Genomic DNA, 22,686 nt, shown 5'->3' with positions numbered 1-22,686 from the left:
TTAGGATTTGACCGGCTTCTCCGTTCTCCTTGATTCTGGCCCTGGGCCGGCCACTCGATTCAAAGAAGGTATTGTCGATGCGCGTGATGTTTGATCGGCGGCCTGCGGCGCCAGCTTCCGGTCAGGGCGCCGCCGAGCTTGGCGATCTGCCGGAATGGAATCTTGCCGACCTCTATGCGGGCATGGAGGCGCCGGAGCTGAAGCGCGACATCGCCAAAGCCGCCGCCGATGCGGTCGCCTTCGAGAGCCGCTGGAAGGGCACGCTGTCCGCCGAGGCCGAGCGCGGCAGCGCAGGCAGGCTGGGCGAAGCGCTTGTCGCCTATGAGGCCCTGGAAGAGCTGATCGGCCGTATCGTCTCCTATGCCGGCCTCATCTACGCCGGCAACACCGCCGATCCGCAGCGCGCCAAGCTCTATGGCGACATCCAGGAGAAGATGACCGACGCCAGCGCGCATCTTCTGTTCTTCGCGCTCGAACTGAACCTGATCGACGACGCGGCCATCGAGGGCGCGCTCGCCGCCGACCCCGCCTTCGGTCATTACCGGCCCTGGGTGCTCGATCTGCGCCTGGACAAGCCCTATCAGCTCGAGGATCGCGTCGAGCAGCTGTTCCACGAGAAGTCGATCACCGGGCGCGGCGCCTGGAACCGGCTGTTCGACGAGACGATGACGGACCTGCGCTTCGACGTCGACGGCGAGGAGCTGACGCTGGAACCGGCCCTGAACCGATTGCAGGATGCCGACGGCGAGGTGCGACGCCGCGCCTCCGAGGCGCTCGCCCAGACCTTCCGCAGGAATTTGCGCACCTTCACGCTGGTCACCAACACGCTGGCCAAGGACAAGGAAATCTCGGACCGCTGGCGCGGCTTCGAGGACATCGCCGATTCACGCCACCTCGCCAACCGCGTCGAGCGCGGTGTGGTCGATGCGCTGGCTTCGGCGGTGCGCGAGGCCTATCCGCGCCTGTCACACCGCTATTACCGGATGAAGGCGCGCTGGCTGGGCATGGAGGTGATGAACCACTGGGACCGCAACGCGCCGTTGCCGGAGACGCCGCAGGCGGTGATCGGCTGGGACGAGGCCAGGAACACGGTGCTGTCCGCCTATCAGCGCTTCTCGCCCGAGATGGCCGAGATCGCGCGGACTTTCTTCGACCGCAACTGGATCGACGCGCCGGTACGCCCAGGCAAATCCCCCGGCGCCTTCGCCCATCCGACCGTGCCTTCGGCGCACCCCTACGTGCTGCTCAACTACATGGGCAAGCCGCGCGATGTGATGACGCTGGCGCATGAGCTTGGCCATGGCGTGCACCAGGTGCTGGCCGGCGGCCAGGGCGCGCTGATGGCCTCGACGCCGCTGACGCTGGCCGAGACGGCGTCCGTTTTCGGCGAGATGCTGACCTTCCGCTCGTTGCTCGAGCAGACCACCGACAGGCGCGAGCGCAAGGCCATGCTCGCCCAGAAGGTCGAGGACATGATCAACACGGTCGTGCGCCAGATCGCCTTCTACGAGTTCGAGCGCAAGGTGCATGCGGAGCGCCGCAACGGCGAACTGACATCCGACAGGCTCGGCCAATTCTGGCTGGAGGTGCAGGCGGAAAGTCTGGGCCCGGCGATAAAGTTGCGCGACGGCTACGAAGTGTTCTGGACCTACATCCCGCACTTCATCCATTCGCCCTTCTACGTCTACGCCTATGCGTTCGGCGACTGTCTGGTGAACTCGCTCTACGCGGTCTACCAGAACGCCGAGCGCGGCTTCCAGGACAAATATTTCGAGATGCTGCGCGCCGGCGGCACCAAGCATCATTCGCAGCTTCTGGCGCCTTTCGGCCTCGATGCCACCGATCCCGCCTTCTGGCAGATCGGGCTTGGCGTGATCAGCGGCTTGATCGACGAGCTGGAAGCGCTCGACAACTGAGGCGTCTTCTGTACGTCGTCCCCACCTGCTCAGAACAGTTTAGCCGGAATGCATATTGGGCCCACACTATTCTTGGTCTAAATATCTGTTCTTGAATAACTCTCTTTCGTAGTTTTCCCATAGCTTTCCGTAAGCTCTATGATAGCCTCCCCGCCAAGCTCAGCCGGAGCATGCGGGTCGGGCGGGGAAGTCTCAGCTGACCGCGGCGTTCCGGTGCACGCGACGACGGCCATTGGCCATGGCTTGCAAAGCCGACGCCGACGGCTCGACTGAGGCCGGCTGTTCCGCAGGCGGCGGAACCATCATCGAGTAGTCCTTCGCCGAAGGTCATTAAGTCCAATGCCGCGGCAGACGGATCTGACTGGAGAGAGAGACAATGGGCACTTTTTTCTACATGCTCCTGGCGTTCCTTGTGGGTGTGCTGGTTGGCTGGTTCATCTGGGGACGCCTGCGCGGTGAGCTCGACAGCTTGCGCGGCGACCTCGACCGCACACGCAGCGAGCGCGACCGGCTGCGGGCCGACAGCGATCGCCTGACCGGCGAGTTGGATGCCTGCGGGCGCACCCGCGCCGATCTCGAGCGCCAGCTGCGCGAGGCCTCGACCGGCTCCGGCCCGGCAAAGGCGGCGGCGCCGGCGCCGGCCGCCTTGATGTCGACGCCCACCCCTGCCAAATCCGCTCCGGCGGCCAAGCCGGCGCCCAGGAAGCCGGCTGCGGCCAAGGCCGCTTCCAGCGCCGCGAAGACTGGCGCGCCGAAGGCCGCTGCCGCCAAGGCGGCACCCAAGGCCAGCGCGGCGCCCAGGAAGGCGGCACCGGCGAAGGCCGCGCCGGCCAAGGCGGCTTCCGGCAAACCCGACAATCTGCGCCGGCTGATCGGTATCGGCCCGGTCAACGAGAAGCTGCTCAGGGCACAAGGCGTCACCAGCTTTGCCCAGATCGCCGCCTGGACAGCCGCTGATATCAAGCGGATCGAGGACGTCATGAATTTCGACGGCCGTATCGCGCGCGAGCGCTGGATCGAGCAGGCCAAGCTGCTCGCCGCCGGCAACGAGGCGGAATTCGCCAGGCAGTTTCCGTCGGCCGGAACCGCCAGCAACACCTGAGCGACAGGGCAGATCCGACGATTGCGGCCGGCGGCGCGAACGAAGCGCCGCCGGTTTGTTTTTGGCCGCAGGTCTGTCCACAGGTCGGGCCAAAGGTGGGGCCAGAGGTCGGCTTTAAGTGGCAAGGTGCCGCTCCCTCGATTGCGCGCGGCTGGCCCCCCATATAGAGCCATCATTGGCTTCATCGATCCACGCGCCGAGTTCCATGCCCCTGCCCGCCGCAATTTTCCGCAATGACGAAAGCGCGCGCCAGCTCGTTTTCGACCGACCGGACGACATCATCACGGCGCACGAGGCCCGGGATTTCTCGGCCGCGCTGCAGGCGGCCCAGGCGGCGCATGATGCCGGCAAGTGGCTTGCCGGCTACTTCTCGTACGAGGCGGGCTACCTGCTGGAGCCGAAGCTCGTTCCGTTGCTGCCGGCCGGGCGCCGCGCCCCGCTGGTCTGCCTGGGCGTCTTTGACGCGCCGGTGCAAGAGCCGGTGCCGCCCCGCAAGGCGGCGGCGACCAACGGCCCGATCTTCGATGCAAGGGCGACATGGTCGTTCGAGGATTACGAGAAGCGGTTCTCGCGGCTGCACCGGCACATCAGGCAAGGCGACTGCTACCAGGGCAACCTGACCTTCCCGGTGCATGCGCAATGGTCGGGCGATCCGCTCGCCGCCTTCGACGCGCTGACCGAACGCCAGCCGGTGAAATATGGTGCCCTGGTTTCGCTTGGCGATCCGGTCGTGCTGTCGCGCTCACCCGAACTGTTCTTCGAGATCGACGCGCAGGGCATGGTCGAGACGCATCCGATGAAGGGCACGGCGCCGCGTGGTGCGGCGGAAGCCGACGACGAGCGCCAGAAAACCTTCCTGCGCAATGACGAGAAGAACCAGGCCGAGAACCGGATGATCGTCGACCTGCTTCGCAACGACATCTCGCTGATCAGCGAGGTCGGTACGCTGGAAGTGCCAGAGCTGTTCCGCATCGAGACCTATCCGACCGTCCACCAGATGGTAAGCGACGTCAGGGCGAAGCTGCTGCCGGGCCTCACGATCCGCCAGATTTTTGCAGCGCTGTTTCCCTGCGGCTCCATTACCGGCGCGCCGAAAATCCGCGCCATGGAGATCCTGCATGACCTTGAAGGCACGCCCCGCGATGTCTATTGCGGCGCCATCGGCTGGATCGCGCCCGGCGGCACGATGCGCTTTTCCGTGGCGATCCGCACAATCTCGCTCTTTCCCGGCGGCGAGGCCGTCTACAATGTCGGCGGCGGCATCGTCTTCGATTCAACCGCGCAGGAGGAGTATCAGGAGTGTCTCTTGAAAGCCCGCTTCGCGACGGGAACGCCGCCGGTTTCGAATTGATCGAGACCATGCGCTGGGAGCCGGCCACGGGCTTCCTGCGCTTGGAGCGGCATCTGGCGCGCCTCTATGGTTCGGCGGCCGAACTCGGTTTTGCCTGCGACCCGCAACGTATCGGTGACGTGTTGGGCAAGGCTGTCGATGGCGCGCGCAACGCCTTGCGCACGCGCCTGGCTTTGGCGCGCAGTGGCGACGCGGCCGCCTCGGTCCAGCCCTATGAGCCGCTCGCCGCCGATAAGGTTTGGACGCTGCGGCTGGCGCGCACGAGGCTCGATTCGAACGACATGCTGCTGCGCCACAAGACCAGCCGCCGGCAGGTCTACGCGCATGCCCGTGCCGAATACCTCATCACCCAGGCCGACGAAGTGCTGTTGGCCAACGAGCGTGGCGAGATGTGCGAAGGCACCATCACCAATGTCTTCGCCGATTTCGGCGACGGCATGCTTTTGACGCCCCGCCTCGATTGCGGGCTGCTGCCTGGCATATTGCGCGGCGCGCTTCTGGATGAAGGCCGCGCCCGCGAGGCGATCTACAGCTTTGACGACTTGAAATCCGCCAGGGCGCTCTATGTCGGCAATTCACTGCGCGGCTTGATCCCGGCAAAACTGATCTGAAGCATGACATCGCTGCCCACCCACACGCCCTATGATGGCTCGTCCAAGCTGTTCACCATCGGGCTGAAGCCGCTTGCCCTGGCCGACTGGATCGAAGTCGACGAACATCTCCTGCCGTTCCTCGCCGAGAAGCAGCGGCTCTATGCCGAAATGCCCGGCACCGTGTTCGTCGAGGAAGACGGCACGCGCGATGCTCAGCGCGAAGTGCTCGACCTGCTCGAAGCGCACTTGCCGCGGGCATTTCCCGAGACCCATCGGCGTGCCAGTGGCGGGGTCGAGGTGATCGGCGCCGCCGGCAATCCCGAGGGCGACTTCGCCAAGGCGCCGCTTGTCGCGGCCTCGCTGCTCGTCCAGGAAGACCTGATCCTGATGCGCCGCGGCGAAGACGGCTGGCGGCTCGCCGCCGGCTCGCTCTGCTTTCCCTCGTCCTGGTCGCTGCTCGAAAAATTCGGCAAGCCGTTGCAGCAGATCCATGCGCCTGTGCCGGGTTTTGGCCCTGGCACGCGGCCGGCCGAGCTGATCAACCGCATGTTCGACGGCCTCCAGGGCCAGGCCGTGGAGCGCTACAACTGGTCGATTCAATCGGGCGATGCGCTCTACCACCCGCTGTCCAATGTCGAGCGAATCGAGCGCGCCGCCAGCCGCCCGTCGCGATTTGCCGATGGCGACGCCAATGCCCACGCCTTCATCCGCGTCGAGCGGCAGACGCTTCGAAAGCTGCCCGTCTCGGGCGACATCCTGTTCACCATCCGCATTCATCTCGACCCGCTGGCGGCGTTGGCGCATCACCCCGACCGGGCGACGCTGGCTCCGGCTTTCGCTGCCCAGCTCGAAGCGCTCGACATCGCCCAGCTCGATTACAAGGGCTTGACATCAGACCGCGACCGGCTGGTCGGCGTCCTTAACCAAATGGCGAACGCCGCCTGACCGGCGGTTGGCGCTTTTCACTGGTTTATGACAATGATCTGTGATGTAGCGCATGCCCGTTGGGCGAGAATGCCCGGGTTTTGCACCTGTCTGAAGGAGTGCTCGATAAAATGGCGAATGAAAACTGGCCCGTTTACGGTGAGATCACCGGCCCTGTGGTGATGATCGGCTTCGGCTCGATCGGACGGGGCACGCTGCCGCTGATCGAGCGCCATTTCAAGTTCGACAAATCGCGCATGACGGTCATCGACCCGCTCGGCACCGACCGCGCGCTGCTCGACGAGCGCGGCATCACCTTCATGCAGGATGCGGTGACCGAGAAGAATTACAAGAAGCTCCTGACCCCGCTTCTGACCAATGGCGGCGGCCAGGGTTTTTGCGTCAACCTGTCGGTCGACACCGGCTCGGTGGATCTGATGCGACTCTGCCGCAAGCTCGGCGTGCTCTACATCGACACGGTCGTCGAGCCATGGCTCGGTTTCTATTTCGATGCCGAGGCCGACAATGCCAGCCGCACCAACTATGCGTTGCGCGAGTCGCTGCTCAAGGAAAAGCACGACAAGCCCGGCGGCGCGACCGCGGTCTCCACCTGCGGCGCCAATCCAGGCATGGTCTCGTGGTTCGTCAAGCAGGCATTGGTCAACCTGGCCACCGATCTCGGCCTCGAGTTTTCGGAACCCGCGCAGGAAGACCGCGAGGGCTGGGCGAAGCTCATGAGGAAGGCGGGCGTCAAGGGCATCCACATCGCCGAGCGCGACACCCAGCGCACCAAGAAGCCGAAGCCGATGGACGTGTTCTGGAACACCTGGTCGGTCGAGGGCTTCATTTCCGAGGGCCTGCAGCCCGCCGAACTCGGCTGGGGCACGCATGAGAAATGGATGCCCAAGAACGGCAAGAAACACAAGCATGGTTCCAAGGCTGCAATCTATCTGGAGCAGCCCGGCGCCAACACGCGCGTGCGCTCGTGGTGCCCGACGCCAGGTGCGCAATACGGCTTCCTGGTGACCCACAACGAGGCGATCTCGATCGCCGATTTCTTCACCGTGCGCTCAAAAAAGGGCAAGGTTCAGTACCGCCCGACCTGCCACTACGCCTACCATCCCTGCAACGACGCGGTGCTGTCGCTGCATGAAATGTTCGGCGCCGCCGGCAAGGCGCAACCGGTACACCATGTGCTGGACGAAAACGAACTGGTCGATGGCGTAGACGAGCTCGGCGTGCTGCTCTACGGCCATGACAAGAACGCCTACTGGTACGGCTCGCAACTGTCGCTTGCCGAAGCGCGCAAGCTGGCGCCTTACCAGAACGCCACCGGCATGCAGGTCACCTCGGCGGTTCTGGCCGGCATGGTCTGGGCGCTGGAGAACCCCGAGGCCGGCATCGTCGAGGCCGACGAAATGAACTACAAGCGCTGTCTGGACGTGCAGTCGCAATATCTCGGACCGGTGAAGGGCTATTATACCGACTGGACACCGCTCGATAATCGGCCCGGCCTGTTTCCGGAGGACCTCGACCGGAACGACCCGTGGCAATTCCGCAACATCCTGGTGCGATAGCGTCGCGCCAAGCATGCCTCACTGCCTTGCAATCGCCCGGAAATCGGGCGATTGAAGGATGCGGACGGGAGCAAGCCGCGTCCATCTGGACGCATGAACTGCGCTCTTGAAACTTGGATGCATGCACCGTGCTTTCCGAAAGTCGTTTTCCGATTTCGGGCCGACGGGCGAGGAGAGGATTTTTACATGACCATTGCGCGCAAGATTCTTTCGATGAGTGTTGCGGCGGCCACGATGGTGGGGCTGGCCGCTTGTGCAACCAGCGGTCCCGACGAGCCGTCGATAGGGGCCGCGCCGAAGGGCGTCGAAGGCTCCTGGATCGACGCCAAGGGCACCGGTCTTTCGACCTTTGCCGGCGGAACCTTCACCACGGTAGCGACCGATACCGGCCAGAAGCTGTCCGACGGTACCTATACGATGACCGGCGCCACTTCGGTCGAGATCCACGGTACCTCGCTGATCCGGCAGACTCCGGTGAGCTTCAACTGCTTGCTGGTGTCCACCAGCCAGCTCAACTGCACCAGCGGCTCCGGCCAGAATTTCGTGTTGACCCGGCGCGCCTGAACCGCCAGGCATTCAGACATCCAAGGACGGCGGCCAATGGCCGCCGTCCTTTTTTGTGCCCCGCAGAGATCAACGGGGTTTTGCCCCGATTTTCCCTTGCATGCTCCGGAACGCGATGGGAACATGGCTGAAAAAGCCGGCTGTTAGAGACCGGTCAAGCAAGAGCGCTAAACGGCTCTGATCAGCCTATCCGGGAGACGAAGATGAAGAAGCTTGCCGCCATTGCCGCCCTTTCCGCGTCGACGCTGGGCCTGTCGGCCGGCGCATCTTTTGCCGATTACACGCTGAATATCCTGCACATCAACGACTGGCACAGCCGCATCGAAAGCAACAACAAATACGAATCCACCTGCTCGGCGGACGAGGAGACAAAGGGCGAATGCGTCGGCGGAGCCGGCCGGCTGGTCACGGCGATCGCGCGGGAGCGCAAGAAGCTGGAAGGCCAGAACGTGCTGTTGCTCAGCGCCGGCGACAATTTTCAGGGTTCGCTGTTCTACACGACTTACAAGGGCAAGGCCGAAGGCGAGTTCCTCAACGACATGAAGTTCGATGCCATGGCGCTCGGCAATCATGAATTCGACGACGGCGAAACGGCATTGGCGCCGTTCCTCGACATGATCAAGTTCCCCGTGCTCGGCGCCAATGTGAAAGCCAACGCGCAGTCCAAGCTCGGTGACCGCGTCAAGCCGTCCATCGTCGTCGAGGTCGGCGGCCAGAAGATCGGCATCATCGGCGCCGTCACCAACGATACGCCCGAACTCGCCACTCCCGGCCCCAACATCGCCATCGAGGACGACGTCAAGTCGATCACGGCCGAGGTCGAGAAGCTGAAGGGAGAGGGCGTCAACAAGATCGTTGCCGTGACCCATATCGGCTACAACAGGGAGCGCGATGTCATAGCGAAGATCCCGGGCGTCGACGTGGTCGTCGGCGGCCACAGCCATACGCTTTTGTCCAACACCGATCCGAAGGCGGTAGGCCCCTATCCGACCATGGTCGACAATCCGGACGGCTACAAGGTACCGGTCGTGCAGGCGGCGTCCTATTCGAAATATCTCGGCGAGTTCAAGATCGTGTTCGACGACAATGGCGTCGTCAAGTCGGCGAGCGGCGACCCGATCCTCCTCGACAAGTCGATCACGCCCGATCCCGCCGTGCTCGCCCGCATCAAGGAGCTCGGCGCGCCGATCGAAGCGCTGAAGAACAAGGAAGTGGCCGAGACCACCGACGTCATCGACGGCAGCCGCGAGAGCTGCCGCGCCCGCGAATGCGCGATGGGCAATCTCGTCTCCGACGCCATCCTCGACCGCGTCAAGGGACAGGGCGTCGAGATCGTCATCTCCAATGGCGGCGGCCTGCGCGCCTCCATCGACAAGGGCACCGTTACCATGGGCGAGGTGCTGACCGTGCTGCCCTTCCAGAACACGCTGGCGACCTTCCAGATCTCGGGCAAGGACCTTGTTGCCGGGCTCGAAAGCGGCCTCAGCCAGGTCGAAGACGGCGCCGGCCGCTTCCCGCAGGTGGCCGGCCTGAAATACGCCTTCGACAAATCCGCCCCGGCCAATGCCGGCCGCGTCAAGTCTGTCGAGGTGATGGAGAACGGCGCCTGGACGCCGCTCAATCCCGACAAGGACTATCTGGTCGCCACCAACAACTATGTCCGCCAGGGCGGCGACGGCTACAAGGTTTTCGCCGAAAAGGCCAAGAACGCCTATGATTACGGCCCCGGCCTCGAACAGGTGGTCGCCGACTATCTCGGCGCGCACCGGCCCTACACGCCCAAGCTCGACGGCCGCATCACCGAGATCGCCGCGACGACAGCGGCCGCGCCTGCGGCGGAGCCCGCCAAGCCAGCCGAAGCAATGCCCGATCTGCCTGCCAACTCCGGCGATATCGCCAACACGCCGCCGGCCGTGTCGACCGAGGCCGCGCCTGCGCCCGCACCGGCAACGCCTGCCGCTCCGGCAACGCCAGCACCTGCGGAACCGGCAAAGCCTGCCGAAGCCGCCCCTGCCCCGGCAACACCCGCGCCGGCTGAGCCGGCAAAGCCCGCCGAGGCCGCACCGGCCGAAACCAGCCATGTCATCGTCGCCGGCGACACCTATTGGGACCTGGCAAAGAAGGCCTATGGCGACGGCACCAGGTGGAAAGTCATTTCTGAAGCCAACAAGGGCTACGAGCCGCGCCGGCTTCCGGTCGGCGCGACCTTGACCATACCGCCGAGGTAACCGCCTTCGCCTTTGCGCGCAGGGACACCCGCCCGAAACAGGGCGGGCATCCTGTTTCGGGTAAGGTGCGGCCAGACGCTGCATTGAAAAGCAGCGCCGCATCGCTACTTTCGCGCCGTGTTCGGAGACCCGCAATGCCGCCTTCCACTCCTGTCGACGCCAAGCCCGCGAGGACCGTGGGACCGAGACCGGCCGGACATTCGCCGGCCAAGGCGGGCAAGGTCGGCGTCATGCTGGTCAATCTCGGCACGCCGGACGGCACCGATTTCAGGCCGATGTGGCGCTATCTCCGCGAATTCCTGTCCGACCCGCGCGTCATCGAACTCAACAAGGCGATCTGGTATCCGATCCTCTACGGCCTGGTGCTGACCACGCGACCGAAGAAGTCGGGCGCCAACTATGCCAGGATCTGGAATCGCGAGAACAACGAGTCGCCGCTGCGCACCTATACCCGCGCCCAGGCCGAGAAGCTGACCGTGGCATTGCGCGACCTGCCCGACGTGGTCGTCGGCTGGGCGATGCGCTACGGCAATCCCTCGACCGCGAGCGTCGCCGAAAGCCTGGTCGCGCAGGGCTGCGACCGCATCCTGACCTTTCCGCTCTATCCGCAATATTCGGCCACCACCACGGCGACTGCCAATGACCAGTTGTTCCGGGCGCTGATGAAGATGCGCGCGGCGCCCGCTGTTCGCAGCGTGCCGCCCTACTATGCCGAACCGGTCTATATCGAGGCGCTCGCTCGTTCGATCGAACGGCATCTGGCGAGCCTCGACTTCGAACCGGAGGTGGTCATCACCTCCTATCACGGCATCCCGAAACCCTATTCCGACAGAGGCGATCCTTACCGCGCGCATTGCCTCGAGACGACACGGCTGCTGCGCGAGAGGCTCGGCTGGAACGAGAAGAAGCTGATCACCACCTTCCAGTCGCGCTTCGGCGCACAGGAATGGCTGCAGCCCTACACCGACAAGACGGTGGAGAAACTGGCCAAGGACGGCGTGAAATCGATCGCCCTCGTCAACCCCGGCTTTTCCGTCGACTGCATCGAAACGCTGGACGAGATCGGCCGCGAGGCGGCGGAAACCTTCCATCATGCCGGCGGCGGAAGATTCGCGCACATCCCCTGCCTCAACGACAGTCCCGAAGGCATGGCGGTGATCGAGGCGATGGTGCGGCGCGAACTGTCCGGCTGGATCTGAACCCGGGAACAATGGACGTTCCGGGGCGTTGAGGCGCGCCCTCCGGAGACCATCGATGCCCCGCAAGCTCGACCTCAGAAGCGGCCGGCCAGTCTGGTCCGCCTATCGGGCACCCGCTGTCCCGACAAGCGCTCTGACCCGTGACGCCAAGGCCGATGTGCTGGTAATAGGCATGGGCATCAGCGGCGCCATGATCGCAGAAGCGCTGACGGCGGACGGCCGTTCGGTGATCTGCATCGACCGGCGCGGCCCGCTGAGAGGGTCGACGTCGGCGACCACCGCCCTGGTGCAGTTCGAGATCGACCAGCCGCTGACGGCGCTAGGCAGGATGATCGGCAAGGCTTCGGCGGAACAGGCCTGGCGGCGCTCGCGTCTGGCTGTTTCCAACCTTGCCGGCCGCATAGCCGAGCTCTCCATCAACTGCCGCCTAAGCCGCGCCCCCTCCCTCTATCTGGCCGGTACCGTGCTCGGCCCATCGCAGTTGCGTGACGAGACCGAGGCGCGGCGACAGGCGGGCATCGCCGCGACCTATCTCGCCCCTGCGCCGCTGGCTGCGCGATTCGGCATCGAGCGCGACGGCGCCATCCTCAGCCATGGCAACATCGCGCTCGATCCGCGCAAACTGACCGCCGGATTGCTGCTGAAGGCGCTGGAGCGCAAGGCGCGCCTCTACGCCCCGGTCGAGGCGACCGCGATCGAAGACAGCGCCAAGGAGGTCGTCGTCGCCACCAGGGGCGGCCCCATAATCAGCGCGCAGCACGTCCTGCTCGCGACCGGCTACGAGTTGACCGACATCGTGCCGGCAGCCGCCCACCGCGTCATCTCGACATGGGCCATCGCCACACGCCCGCAGCCGCGAAAGATTTGGCCGGACGCGGCCCTCATCTGGGAAGCGTCGGACCCCTATCTTTATGCAAGGGCGACAGCCGACGGCAGGGTGATCTGCGGCGGCGAAGACGAGGATTTTATCGACAAGGAACGGCGTGACGCGTTGATCGCCGGCAAGAGCCTGAGACTGGCCAGGAAGCTCGGCCGCCTGTTCCCGGATCTGGACACCAGGCCCGATTTTGCCTGGACCGGCTCCTTCGGCACCACAACCACCGGCCTGCCCTATATCGGCGCCATCCCTGGGCATCCGCGCATCCAGGCCGTGATGGGCTATGGCGGCAACGGCATCGCCTTCTCGCAAATCGCATCCGAAATCGTTTCTGCCGCCATCGCCGGATCGGAAGATACGGACGCAAGCCTGTTCGCCTTCAGCCACCGGCAGCAGCGACACAAACAATCCCTCATCACCTGATTGTAACGTTGTTGAAACACACTTAAGTGTTTGCTGAAGCCGGCTGCGGGAGAATGGCTCCCATGGCTTGCCTCTTGAGGGAGAGCCAAATGGATTTCAGTGGTTTCGATATCGCGATTATTGTTCTGGTCGCTCTTGTCGTGCTGGTGCTGTTCAAAGGCATAAAGACAATCCCGCAAGGCTACAATTATACGGTCGAACGCTTTGGGCGTTACACGAAAACGCTGTCGCCAGGCCTCAACCTCATCGTGCCGTTCATCGATCGCATCGGCGCCAAGTTGAACATGATGGAGCAGGTGCTCGATGTCCCGAGCCAGGAGATCATCACCCGCGACAACGCCATCGTCGGTGTCGACGGCATCGCCTTTTTCCAGATCCTCAACGCGGCGCAGGCGGCCTACCAGGTTTCCGGCCTGCAGAACGCCATCCTCAACCTGACCATGACCAACATCCGCACCGTGATGGGCTCGATGGACCTCGACGAGCTGCTGTCGAACCGCGACGCGATCAACGAGCGCCTGCTGCGCGTGGTCGATGAAGCGGCCCATCCCTGGGGCATCAAGATCACCCGCGTCGAGATCAAGGATATCAATCCGCCAGCCAACCTGATCGAATCGATGGGCCGGCAGATGACGGCCGAACGCAACAAACGCGCGCAGATCCTTGCCGCCGAGGGCCTCAAGCAGTCGCAGATCCTCGAGGCCGAAGGCCGCAAGGAAGCCGCCTTCCGCGATGCCGAGGCACGCGAACGCTCCGCCGAAGCGGAAGCCCGCGCCACGCAAGTGGTGTCGGAAGCGATCTCGAAGGGAGATGTGCAGGCGCTCAACTACTTCGTCGCCCAGAAATACACCGAAGCGCTGGGCAAGATCGGTTCGGCCACCAACAGCAAGATCGTGCTGATGCCTTTCGAAGCGTCGTCGCTGATCGGCTCGCTGGGCGGCATCGGCGAGATCGCCAGGGAAGTGTTCAAGGGCGACGGGCCGTCCGGCACGCAGCGGCAGGTCTCACGACCTCCGGTCGTCAGGCCGAGCGACAACTAATGTCCTTGTGAGTGGATCAAAACCATGATCGACCGCATCGTTTCCGAACTCGGCCCGTGGAACTGGATGGTTCTGGGCTTCGTGCTTTTGGCGATGGAAATCATCGCACCGGGCATCTTCATATTGTGGACCGGCATCGCCGCGCTGATCGTCGGCGCGGTATCGCTGCTGGTCTGGGATGCGGCCAGCTGGACTTGGCAGGTCCAGGTGCTCGTCTTCCTCGCGCTGTCGCTGGTCTCGGCATTGGTCGGCAAGAAACTCATCGGCGGACGCGACGAGCCGACCGACCAGCCGCTGCTCAACCGCCGTGGGGCGCAGATGATCGGCAGGATGGCGACGCTGTCCGAGCCGATCCGCGACGGCCGCGGCCGCATCAAGCTCGGCGACACGCTGTGGCGCGTCTCTGGCCCTGACCTGCCGGCCGGCACCCAGGTGCGCGTCACCGGAGCCGCCGACACCGATCTCGAACTGACCGTCGAGCGGGTGTGAAACCGGCTCCGCGCTAGCGCAATTCCAGGAAAAGTGTGTACGGTTTTCCGTCCGGAATTGTGCAGAAACAAAGAGATAGAGCAGTTCGCCGTTTCCGTGAAACGGTGGACTGCTCTACGCAGCGCCGATGCGCAAAAGATCGTGCAGGTGGACGAGCCCGACGGGCTTGTTGCCCTCCACCACCATCAGGCTGGTGATGGCTGAATTGTTGATCGTCTGCAGCGCGGTCGCCACCAGCGTGTCCGGCGCGGCGGTCTTGGGGGATCTCGTCATCACCTCATCGACCGTCATCGCCGTCAGGTTGCTGCCTATGTGACGCCTGATGTCGCCATCGGTGACGATGCCGATCAGCGCGCCGTCGGCGGCGGTAACCGCCACGCAGCCGAAGCCCTTACGCGACAATTCCAGGATCGCGTCCTGCATGCCGGTGCCCGAAACGACCAGCGGCAATCTCTCGCCGACATGCATGATCTCGCGGATCTGCATCAGGTTGGCGCCGAGCTGGCCGCCGGGATGGAAGGTGCGGAAATGGTCGGGCGTGAAACCCCGCGCCTCGAGCAGGGCGATCGCCAGCGCGTCGCCCATCACCAGTTGGAGCAGTGCCGATGTCGTCGGTGCCAGCCCGTGCGGGCAGGCTTCCGGCGCTCGCGGCAGCAAAAGCACGACATCGGCTGCGCGCGCCAGCGCCGATGTCTCACCGGACGTGATTGCAATGAGCGGGATTGAGAAGCGCCTGGAATAGGCGACGATGCCCATCATCTCCTTGCTTTCGCCCGACCATGACATGGCGATGATGGCATCGTCCCTGGCGATCATGCCGAGATCGCCGTGGTTGGCTTCAGCGGGGTGGACGAAAAAAGCCGGCGTTCCGGTCGAGGCCAGGGTCGCGGCGATCTTCGAGCCGATATGGCCGCTTTTGCCGACGCCGGTGACGATGACCCGGCCTTCGATCCTCGAGATCATGTCGACCGCTTCGGCAAAGGGCTTCGCCAGCCCGTTTTCGAGCGCCTCGGCCAGCGCCGCCACTCCCGACTGTTCGGTCGCCACCGTTCTTAGCGCCGAAGCGATAGAGGCCTGTCTGTCCAACGGCTTCTTGTCGAGGGATCTCGCATCCATGGCCGATGCGATTAGCGCTTTGTGCCGCGCCTGTCCAACGGAAATGCCTCCCCCGACCGTCTAGGAGAGCGGTTCGAATGAACGAAGCGCAAGGTCACGAATATCGAGGCCTGGAACAATGAGCGCTTGGAAAAGCAATCGCCCCTCGCCTCAACCCTCCGTTAACCATCCCCATTTACGGTTCGGTAAGTATGGCGCGCGCTCGCGCCGCGCAAGCAGTGGTGGCGATGTCCGGGGCCCAGTCAGAAAAGACGAGAAGGCGAAAGAGCAAGGCTGCCTGCGCCTTGCTGCTGGCGACCAGCATCTTCGGTCTGCCGCGACCGACGCTGTCCTTCGCCCAGGAAACGGAACTGCGCGGCGAGGTGTCGGAATCGGCGATCCTGTCCGACCAGCAGCGCAAGGCGAGACTGGCCGCCATAGCCGGTCAGGGTCAACAGCAGCCGCCGAATGCCGCCGGTCAGGACGACACGCCGTCGCGCACCTATCTGCCCGCCAGCGCCGGCGCTGCTCCTGACGATAGCGGTGCCGCCTCGCCCACTGGCAGCATCTTCGACCCGCCGGCGGCCGGTGACGACGTGACCGCCGACAATCCGCCTCCGCCCAAACCACGCCGGCCATCGGCCACCGGGCAGGCCAATGCGGACAAGGCCGCCGACAGGGCGAAGACAAAGAAAAAGAACACCACCGCGACGACCGACGCGACCACGACCGCCAGCACGGCCGACGATGCCGACGCCACCGTCACCGGCACCGGCACCGGCACCGACCAGGAGACCGCCAACCGCCGCGCCGTCACGATCGACAGCGTCGACCGGCAGCAGCTCGATCCGGGCGCCGAACGCACCGCTTCCATCGAAGGGCAGAAGAAGAAAATCGAGGACGATCCGTTCGCCGCTCCAGGCATCAAATGGGGCTCCTTCGTCATAAGGCCGACGCTGGAGCAGGGCCTGACCGCCACCTCGAACGGCGATTCCAGCAGTGCCGGCAAAGCGGCGCTGCTGTCCGAGACGGCACTGCGCTTTTCCGCCGCCTCCGACTGGCGCGAGAACTCCGCGACCATTGATGGTTATGGCCTCTTCCGCGAGACCGTCTCGGGCTACCCGGTTCACAATGAGCAAGGCCGCATCGAAGGCCAGCTCAATGTCGACCTCGACAACGAGCAACGCGCCGTCGCCAAGCTCGGTTACGAGGCCGTGCCGGAATCGGCCTCGTCGCCCGACGCCATTGCAGGCGTCAGCAAGCAACCGCTGCGCCAGACCATCGACGGCAGCCTCGGCATCGAAAAGGACGTCGGCAAGGCGCAATACACTTTGACCGGCGCGGTCTCGCACGACTTCTATGGCGATGCCAAGCTTTCTGACGACACCTCGCTGTCGCAGAAGGATCGTAACTCCACGCTTTATACGGCGACCTTGCGCACCGGCTACGAAATCTCCCCTGCCCTTACGCCTTTCACCGAAATCGAGCTCGGGCGCAGGGCCTATGATCAACGCTTCGACAATGAAGGCTTCGAGCGTTCATCAACGCGGCTTGGTGCCCGCGCCGGCCTCGAGCTCGACATGGGCGAGAAGCTCGCCGGCGAGTTCTCGGCCGGCTGGCTGCGGGAAGCGATCGACGACGACCGCCTGGGGGCGATCGCGGGTGCCACCGTGGACGCCGACCTGAAATGGTCGCCCGAACGCGGCACCACGATCGGCCTGACCGGGCGGACCACGGTCGAGCCCACGACCACCGCAGGTGAAAGCGGCGACATCCTCTATTCCGGCCGCCTCACGGCCGAACGCCAGATCCGCGCCAACCTGACCGGCAATGCCGCGCTGGGCCTGGACTGGCGCGATTATATCGGCATAGACGGCCATGACAGGGTGCTGAGCGCCGAAGCCGGGCTGACATGGTGGCTGAACCGCTATGCCGGCCTCACCACCCGCGCCAGGACCGAGAAGCTCACCAGCAACCTGCCTGGCCGCGACTACACCGCCAACAGCGTCTATCTCGGCTTGAAGGTGCAGCGGTAAGCGCGGGCCGCTAAGCTGCGTGCCGCATCCGAGACATCGGCCAGACAGCGCCTCCCTTAAAGCGCCGCCACAACGTGCTCCGAAGGCGCCATCTCGTCGAGAAGCCTGCGGATGACGCCGGCCATGCTCTGGTTCATGTCGTTGCGCCAGAGCGCGAAGGCCACATTGGCCTCGACGAACCCTTCCGGCGATCCGCAATCGAAGGTGCGGCCCTGAAAGTGGTAGCCGTAGAAGGGCTGCTGCTTCTCCAGCTTCAGCATTGCGTCCGTGAGCTGGATCTCGTTTCCGGCGCCCTTCTCCTGGCCTTCGAGGATTTTGAAAATCTCGGGCTGCAATATGTAGCGGCCATTGATGTAGAGATTGGAGGGCGCGGTGCCGGTCTTCGGCTTTTCCACCATCTCGGTGATGCGGAAGCCATGATGGGTGGCTTCGCCCCGGCCGACGATGCCGTATTTATGGGTTTCGGCGGGATCGCATTCCTGAACCGCGATGATGTTGTTGCCGGTCTCGGCATAGAGGTCGACCATGTCCCTCATACAGCTCTTTTCCGACTGCATGATCATGTCGGGCAACAACAGCGCGAACGGCTCGTCGCCGACCAGTTCGCGCGCGCACCAGACGGCATGGCCAAGTCCGAGCGGCACCTGCTGGCGAGTGAAGCTGGTCTGTCCCGGCCCGGGCTGCAGCCGCTGCAGCCTGGCGAGCTGGTCGTCCTTGCCACGCTGGGCGAGCGTGTCATAGAGCTCGAACTGGATATCGAAATGATCCTCGATGACCGCCTTGTTGCGCCCGGTGACGAAGATGAAATGCTCGATGCCTGCCTCGCGCGCCTCGTCCACCACGTATTGGATGACGGGCCGGTCGACGACGGTAAGCATTTCCTTGGGGACGGCCTTGGTGGCCGGGAGAAACCGCGTGCCGAGACCTGCGACCGGGAAAACTGCCTTGCGAACTCTCTTCATGCCTTCAATTATCCGTTTGCAGGCCGGCTCCGCAATCCCGCCCCGCGACATTTTCACGCCGGAATTGAGGATTATCGGGCGGATGAAGGGAAACTTGCACCGGTAGAAGCATCGAGGCGCCTTTTCGTTCCAGGGGCGGCCTATGGTAAACCAATTCCTAACCTGGTTCGGCGATGAATGGTCTTTCCCAAGACGGAGAAGGAGGAAAAGATGTCCGTTCGCAATGCCGCAAAGCGTTTCACCAGCGTCATGACGGCCGCCAGCCTCTCGCTCGCCATGCTGATGCCTGCCGGGCCGGCCTTCGCCGATGCCGGCTTCCGGCAATGGGTCGCCGGCTTCCGCGCCACCGCGGTGCAGGGGGGCGTTTCCGGCGCCGTCTATGACCGCGCCTTCAGGGGCATCGACGAACCCGATCCGGTGGTGCTGGAAAAAGCCCGAACCCAGCCGGAATTCACCGCGCCCGCCTGGGATTATTTCGACAACCGCGTCCACGACCAGTCGGTCGCGGTCGGCCAGCAGATGGCCAGGAAATGGAAGCCGTGGCTGGACAGGATCGAGGCGAGGTTCGGCGTTGACCGCAACGTCCTGCTGGCCATCTGGTCGATGGAATCCAACTATGGCGAGATCCTCAAGCGCGACGACATCATGCGCAATGTCGTCCGCTCGCTGGCGACCCTGGCCTATGGCGATCAGAAGCGGTCGAAATATGCCCGCACGCAACTGGTCGCCGCACTGAAGATCCTCCAGACCGGCGACATCGACGAGAGCCACCTCATGGGTTCCTGGGCGGGCGCCATGGGCCAGACCCAGTTCATCCCGACCAGCTACCAGCACTATGCCGTGGACATGGACGGCAACGGCAAGCGCGACATCTGGAATTCCATTCCCGATGCGCTGGCGACATCAGCCAATCTGCTCAAGAAGAATGGCTGGCAGGCCGGCAAGACCTGGGGCTACGAGGTGGCCTTGCCGGCCGGCAAGCTGCCCGCAGGCTCCAGGACGCTGGCGCAATGGCAGGCGCTCGGCGTGGTCAGGGCGAGCGGCAAGCCGTTCAGGAACCTCAGCGACAAGGCGACGTTGAAAGTACCGGATGGCCGCGGCGGCCCCGCTTTCCTGATGATCAGGAATTTCTCGGTCATCAAGGCCTACAACAATGCCGACAAATACGCGCTCGCCGTTGGCCTTCTTGCGGACGAGATCGCCGGTTCCAGCGGCCTCGTACAGGATTGGAAACGGCCTTTCACCAAGCTGACGTTCGAGGAAAGGCAGGAATTGCAGAAGCGGCTTTCCCAGCACGGCCTTTATGATGGCAAATTCGACGGCAAGATCGGCGACGGGTCGAAGTCGGCCATCATGGCCTATCAGGCAAAGGTCGGCTTGACCCAGGACGGCTATCCGAGCATGGAAGTGCTCAAATGGCTCAGGCAAAAATAGGGCCTGTCATGAACTGAGGAGGAGCGATTGGCTTGGGCTGCGCGCATCGGGACGTTCGTTCCCCGCATGCTGGTGCTGTTCCTGGCCGTCGCCGTGCTCGCCGTCGCCATGGCAGGCGCCTTCCATGCGCCCGCCATGGCGCAGGAGCAGCAAGGCCGCGGCTGGTCATTGCGTGACCTTCTGTTCCCGCGCCGCAGCGAGCGGATCGAGCCGCCGCTGGACATCCAGAAACCAAGGCCCAGGCCCAAGGCAAAAAAGCCGCGCGCGCCGCGTCCGCCCGCGGAACCGGAAATCCCGATCGCCGAGAAGGCGCCGGACGCCCGGGTCGTCCTGGTGGTCGGCGATTTCATGGCGGCCGGGCTCGCCGAAGGTCTAGATACCGCCTTTGCCGAGAATACCGGCGTCAGGATCGTCGTTCGCTCCAATGGCTCGTCGGGCTTCGTGCGCGATGATTTCTACAATTGGCCGGAACAGATCAAATCGTTGATAGAGACCGAAAAGCCCGCCGCCGTGGTCGTGATGCTGGGTTCCAACGACCGCCAGCCGATGAAGGTGGGGGATGTGCGCGAGCAGCCCCGTTCCGAGACCTGGACCAAGGAATACGAACGTCGCACCGAAGCGTTCGGCAAGGCCATCGCCACGGCTAAGGTGCCTTTCCTGTGGGTCGGCATGCCGGCGTTCAGGGTTTCGAAGATGACATCCGACATGCTCGCCTTCAACGACATCTACCGTCAGGCGGCCGAAAGCCATGGCGGCGAATTCGTCGATATCTGGGATGGATTCGTCGACGAGAACGGCGCCTTCGTCACCAGTGGCCCCGACATCAACGGCCAGCCCGTGCGGCTGCGCTCCGATGACGGCATCAACATGTCGAAGGCCGGCAAGCGCAAGCTCGCCTTCTATACCGAAAAGCCGTTGATGAAGGTCCTGGGCCTGGCCGCGCCGGGAAGCGTCGCCCCGACCGCTGCTCCTGCCGGCGCGCCGGTCGAGGCGCCGGCGCCGGCCGCCGCTCCCATCGTCATTGACCGCACCGCGCCGATGCTGCTCAGCGATCCGGCGCTCGACGGCGGCACGGAACTGCTCGGCGCCGGACCGCCCGCGAAGGCCAACCCGGGCCTGCCCGGCGAAAAACTGGTGGTCGAGGGCAAGGCGCCGGTGGCTTCGCCCGGCCGCGCCGACGATTTCGCCTGGCCGCCGAAGACAAATCCGGCAGCCGCGGCCGCCGCGGCTGGCACGACGACGGCCATCACTCCTTAGCAGCGCGGAGGGCCGAAACCGGTTTTCGGAACCCGCTGCTGCGAGCCATAGGATGGCGTTTTCAAGAACCGGAGCGAGCGTACTTTTTGGGTACGGGAGCACCGGAAGCGCAGAAAACGCCTTATGGCCGCAGCAGTAGAGTTTCCAAACGGGCTCAGCGGGGCAGGACGCTCGAACCCATCAATGCCTCGTCGATCGAACGCGCCGCCTGCCGACCCTCGCGGATCGCCCAGACCACCAGCGACTGGCCCCGACGCACGTCACCCGCGGCATAGAGCCTGTCGACGCTGGTCCGGTAGTCGCGGTCATTGGCCTCGACATTGCGGGAGCGCCGGCTGTCGGTGACGATCTTCATCTCACCTTCCAGTTCAGACACCACGCCGGCCATGGCCGGCCCGGCAAAGCCGATGGCGATGAAGGCGAGATCGGCGCGGATGACGAACTCGGTGCCGACGATCGGTCGGCGCTTGTCGTCGACCTCGCAGCATTTGACACCGGTCAGCTGGCCTTCCTCGCCGATGAATTCGAGTGTCGCCACCTGGAATTCGCGCTCGGCGCCCTCGGCCTGCGAGGAGGAGGTGCGCATCTTGGTCGCCCAGTAGGGCCAGACGGCGAGCTTGTCTTCCTTCTCCGGCGGCTGCGGACGGATGTCGAGCTGCGTGACGCGCACGGCGCCTTGGCGGAAGGCGGTGCCGACGCAGTCGGAAGCGGTATCGCCGCCGCCGACGACGACGACATGCTGGCCGCTGGCGATGATCGGGTGCGACGGCCACGCCACCGACTGGATCGGCTCGCCGCCGACACGCCGGTTCTGCTGCACCAGGTAAGGCATCGCGTCATAGACGCCGCCGAGATCGTCACCGGGGATGTTGGCCGCACGCGGGGTCTCGGATCCGCCGCAATAGAGCACCGCGTCGTGCTCGGCGAGCAGTTCGGCCACGGGCTTGTCGATGCCGACATTGACGCCGCAATGGAAGGTCACGCCTTCGCCCTGCATCTGCTCGATGCGGCGATCGATATAGTGCTTCTCGATCTTGAAGTCGGGAATGCCATAGCGCATCAGCCCGCCTGGCCGGCTTTCGCGTTCGTAGACATGGACATCATGGCCGGCGCGGCCGAGCTGCTGGGCGGCGGCCATGCCGGCCGGGCCGGAGCCGATGACGGCGACGCGCTTGCCCGTCTTCCTCTCCGGCGGATAGGGCCTGATATGGCCGGTCTCGTAGGCCTTGTCGGCGATCGCCTGCTCGACCGTCTTGATGGCCACCGGAATGTCCTCGAGGTTCAGCGTGCAGGCTTCCTCGCAAGGCGCGGGGCAGATGCGGCCGGTGAATTCGGGGAAATTGTTGGTCGAATGCAGGTTGCGGATCGCATTGTCCCAGTCCCTGTTATAGACGAGGTCGTTCCAGTCCGGGATCTGGTTGTGGATCGGGCAGCCGGTCGGCCCGTGACAGAACGGGATGCCGCAGTCCATGCAGCGCGCGGCCTGTTTCTCGACCTCCTTGTCCGACATCGGCAGCGTAAACTCGCGGAAATGCCGGATGCGGTCGGAGGCCGGCTGGTACTTGTGCACCTGCCGGTCGATCTCGAGAAAGCCTGTTACCTTGCCCATAGTCCAGTTC

At 64.4% G+C, this 22,686-nt stretch carries 18 protein-coding genes; 15 read left to right on the top strand and 3 right to left on the bottom strand.

The features are described 5' to 3' along the window. The first annotated feature begins 77 nt into the window (after positions 1 to 77). The 12 genes from FJ972_RS09030 (at position 78) to FJ972_RS08975 (ending at position 14,283) form a co-directional block, all read left to right on the top strand. Positions 78 to 1,916: a M3 family oligoendopeptidase gene (locus tag FJ972_RS09030; RefSeq protein WP_181165232.1), complete on the top strand. Its 1,839-nt coding sequence runs from the start codon at positions 78 to 80 to the stop codon at positions 1,914 to 1,916. A 376-nt stretch (positions 1,917 to 2,292) separates the two neighbouring features. Next, positions 2,293 to 3,018, top strand: a complete 726-nt coding sequence (locus FJ972_RS09025) for a proton-conducting membrane transporter (protein WP_140522388.1) — start codon at positions 2,293 to 2,295, stop codon at positions 3,016 to 3,018. A gap of 187 nt (positions 3,019 to 3,205) precedes the next feature. After that, the gene (locus tag FJ972_RS09020; protein WP_413466338.1) at positions 3,206 to 4,369 is read left to right on the top strand and encodes an aminodeoxychorismate synthase component I; all 1,164 of its coding nucleotides are present in this window, start codon (positions 3,206 to 3,208) and stop codon (positions 4,367 to 4,369) included. Then, positions 4,318 to 4,980, top strand: coding sequence for an aminotransferase class IV family protein (locus FJ972_RS09015; RefSeq protein ID WP_140522390.1), 663 nt, complete (start codon positions 4,318 to 4,320; stop codon positions 4,978 to 4,980). Before FJ972_RS09020 ends, FJ972_RS09015 begins: the two co-directional genes overlap by 52 nt. A 3-nt stretch (positions 4,981 to 4,983) precedes the next feature. Next, positions 4,984 to 5,907 (top strand): heme-dependent oxidative N-demethylase family protein, encoded by a 924-nt coding sequence (locus tag FJ972_RS09010; RefSeq protein WP_140522392.1) that lies wholly within the window; start codon positions 4,984 to 4,986, stop codon positions 5,905 to 5,907. A gap of 110 nt (positions 5,908 to 6,017) precedes the next feature. After that, complete coding sequence (locus FJ972_RS09005; RefSeq protein WP_140522394.1) at positions 6,018 to 7,463, top strand: homospermidine synthase; 1,446 nt, start codon at positions 6,018 to 6,020, stop codon at positions 7,461 to 7,463. Positions 7,464 to 7,649: 186 nt separating this feature from the next. Further along, entirely contained in the window at positions 7,650 to 8,027 is a 378-nt protein-coding gene (locus FJ972_RS09000; RefSeq protein ID WP_140496275.1) for a hypothetical protein, read from the top strand. Positions 8,028 to 8,230: 203 nt separating this feature from the next. After that, positions 8,231 to 10,255: a bifunctional metallophosphatase/5'-nucleotidase gene (locus FJ972_RS08995; protein ID WP_140522396.1), complete on the top strand. Its 2,025-nt coding sequence runs from the start codon at positions 8,231 to 8,233 to the stop codon at positions 10,253 to 10,255. 134 nt (positions 10,256 to 10,389) lie between these two features. After that, the gene (gene hemH, locus FJ972_RS08990) at positions 10,390 to 11,454 is read left to right on the top strand and encodes a ferrochelatase (RefSeq protein WP_140522398.1); all 1,065 of its coding nucleotides are present in this window, start codon (positions 10,390 to 10,392) and stop codon (positions 11,452 to 11,454) included. Positions 11,455 to 11,509: 55 nt separating this feature from the next. Further along, positions 11,510 to 12,754 carry an NAD(P)/FAD-dependent oxidoreductase gene (locus tag FJ972_RS08985; RefSeq protein ID WP_140522399.1) on the top strand — a complete coding sequence of 415 codons (1,245 nt, stop codon included), beginning with the start codon at positions 11,510 to 11,512 and terminating at the stop codon, positions 12,752 to 12,754. Positions 12,755 to 12,843: 89 nt separating this feature from the next. Next, on the top strand, positions 12,844 to 13,794 hold the full coding sequence (locus tag FJ972_RS08980; protein WP_140513683.1) for an SPFH domain-containing protein: 951 nt from the start codon (positions 12,844 to 12,846) through the stop codon (positions 13,792 to 13,794). A gap of 24 nt (positions 13,795 to 13,818) precedes the next feature. Continuing rightward, positions 13,819 to 14,283: an NfeD family protein gene (locus FJ972_RS08975; protein WP_140522401.1), complete on the top strand. Its 465-nt coding sequence runs from the start codon at positions 13,819 to 13,821 to the stop codon at positions 14,281 to 14,283. Between the two features lie 114 nt (positions 14,284 to 14,397). Here the strand turns inward: FJ972_RS08975 and FJ972_RS08970 are convergent, their stop codons facing one another. After that, positions 14,398 to 15,399, bottom strand: a complete 1,002-nt coding sequence (locus tag FJ972_RS08970; protein ID WP_140522402.1) for a KpsF/GutQ family sugar-phosphate isomerase — start codon at positions 15,397 to 15,399, stop codon at positions 14,398 to 14,400. A 227-nt stretch (positions 15,400 to 15,626) separates the two neighbouring features. On the opposite strand from FJ972_RS08970, the gene FJ972_RS08965 reads away from it, so the two are divergent. Next, a complete protein-coding gene (locus FJ972_RS08965; RefSeq protein ID WP_181173434.1) occupies positions 15,627 to 17,414 on the top strand; it encodes an outer membrane beta-barrel protein in 1,788 nt (595 codons plus the stop codon). A 56-nt stretch (positions 17,415 to 17,470) separates the two neighbouring features. On the opposite strand, the gene galU is transcribed toward FJ972_RS08965, so the two are convergent. Beyond that, positions 17,471 to 18,385: a UTP--glucose-1-phosphate uridylyltransferase GalU gene (galU, locus tag FJ972_RS08960; RefSeq protein ID WP_181168598.1), complete on the bottom strand. Its 915-nt coding sequence runs from the start codon at positions 18,383 to 18,385 to the stop codon at positions 17,471 to 17,473. A 201-nt stretch (positions 18,386 to 18,586) separates the two neighbouring features. Here galU and FJ972_RS08955 point away from each other — a divergent pair, with 201 nt between their 5' ends. Further along, positions 18,587 to 19,810, top strand: coding sequence for a lytic murein transglycosylase (locus FJ972_RS08955; RefSeq protein WP_140522404.1), 1,224 nt, complete (start codon positions 18,587 to 18,589; stop codon positions 19,808 to 19,810). A gap of 27 nt (positions 19,811 to 19,837) precedes the next feature. Beyond that, a complete protein-coding gene (locus FJ972_RS08950; RefSeq protein WP_140522405.1) occupies positions 19,838 to 21,067 on the top strand; it encodes a DUF459 domain-containing protein in 1,230 nt (409 codons plus the stop codon). 154 nt (positions 21,068 to 21,221) lie between these two features. Here the strand turns inward: FJ972_RS08950 and FJ972_RS08945 are convergent, their stop codons facing one another. Continuing rightward, positions 21,222 to 22,676, bottom strand: coding sequence for a glutamate synthase subunit beta (locus FJ972_RS08945; RefSeq protein WP_140522407.1), 1,455 nt, complete (start codon positions 22,674 to 22,676; stop codon positions 21,222 to 21,224). Positions 22,677 to 22,686: the final 10 nt, after the last annotated feature.

The organism is Mesorhizobium sp. B2-1-1, assembly GCF_006442975.2.
Classification (GTDB): domain Bacteria; phylum Pseudomonadota; class Alphaproteobacteria; order Rhizobiales; family Rhizobiaceae; genus Mesorhizobium.
The sequence above is the reverse complement of the archived record's forward strand: the minus strand, read 5'-3'. Positions and strand labels throughout refer to the sequence as shown.

Bases quoted from the DNA above. Each gene is read 5' to 3' on its own strand.
- FJ972_RS09030 (WP_181165232.1), top strand. From the start codon at position 78: ATGCGCGTGATGTTTGATCGGCGGCCTGCGGCGCCAGCTTCCGGTCAG.
- FJ972_RS09025 (WP_140522388.1), top strand. From the start codon at position 2,293: ATGGGCACTTTTTTCTACATGCTCCTGGCGTTCCTTGTGGGTGTGCTG.
- FJ972_RS09010 (WP_140522392.1), top strand. From the start codon at position 4,984: ATGACATCGCTGCCCACCCACACGCCCTATGATGGCTCGTCCAAGCTG.
- FJ972_RS09005 (WP_140522394.1), top strand. From the start codon at position 6,018: ATGGCGAATGAAAACTGGCCCGTTTACGGTGAGATCACCGGCCCTGTG.
- FJ972_RS09000 (WP_140496275.1), top strand. From the start codon at position 7,650: ATGACCATTGCGCGCAAGATTCTTTCGATGAGTGTTGCGGCGGCCACG.
- FJ972_RS08995 (WP_140522396.1), top strand. From the start codon at position 8,231: ATGAAGAAGCTTGCCGCCATTGCCGCCCTTTCCGCGTCGACGCTGGGC.
- hemH (WP_140522398.1), top strand. From the start codon at position 10,390: ATGCCGCCTTCCACTCCTGTCGACGCCAAGCCCGCGAGGACCGTGGGA.
- FJ972_RS08985 (WP_140522399.1), top strand. From the start codon at position 11,510: ATGCCCCGCAAGCTCGACCTCAGAAGCGGCCGGCCAGTCTGGTCCGCC.
- FJ972_RS08980 (WP_140513683.1), top strand. From the start codon at position 12,844: ATGGATTTCAGTGGTTTCGATATCGCGATTATTGTTCTGGTCGCTCTT.
- FJ972_RS08975 (WP_140522401.1), top strand. From the start codon at position 13,819: ATGATCGACCGCATCGTTTCCGAACTCGGCCCGTGGAACTGGATGGTT.
- FJ972_RS08970 (WP_140522402.1), bottom strand. From the start codon at position 15,399: ATGGATGCGAGATCCCTCGACAAGAAGCCGTTGGACAGACAGGCCTCT.
- FJ972_RS08965 (WP_181173434.1), top strand. From the start codon at position 15,627: ATGTCCGGGGCCCAGTCAGAAAAGACGAGAAGGCGAAAGAGCAAGGCT.
- FJ972_RS08955 (WP_140522404.1), top strand. From the start codon at position 18,587: ATGTCCGTTCGCAATGCCGCAAAGCGTTTCACCAGCGTCATGACGGCC.
- FJ972_RS08945 (WP_140522407.1), bottom strand. From the start codon at position 22,676: ATGGGCAAGGTAACAGGCTTTCTCGAGATCGACCGGCAGGTGCACAAG.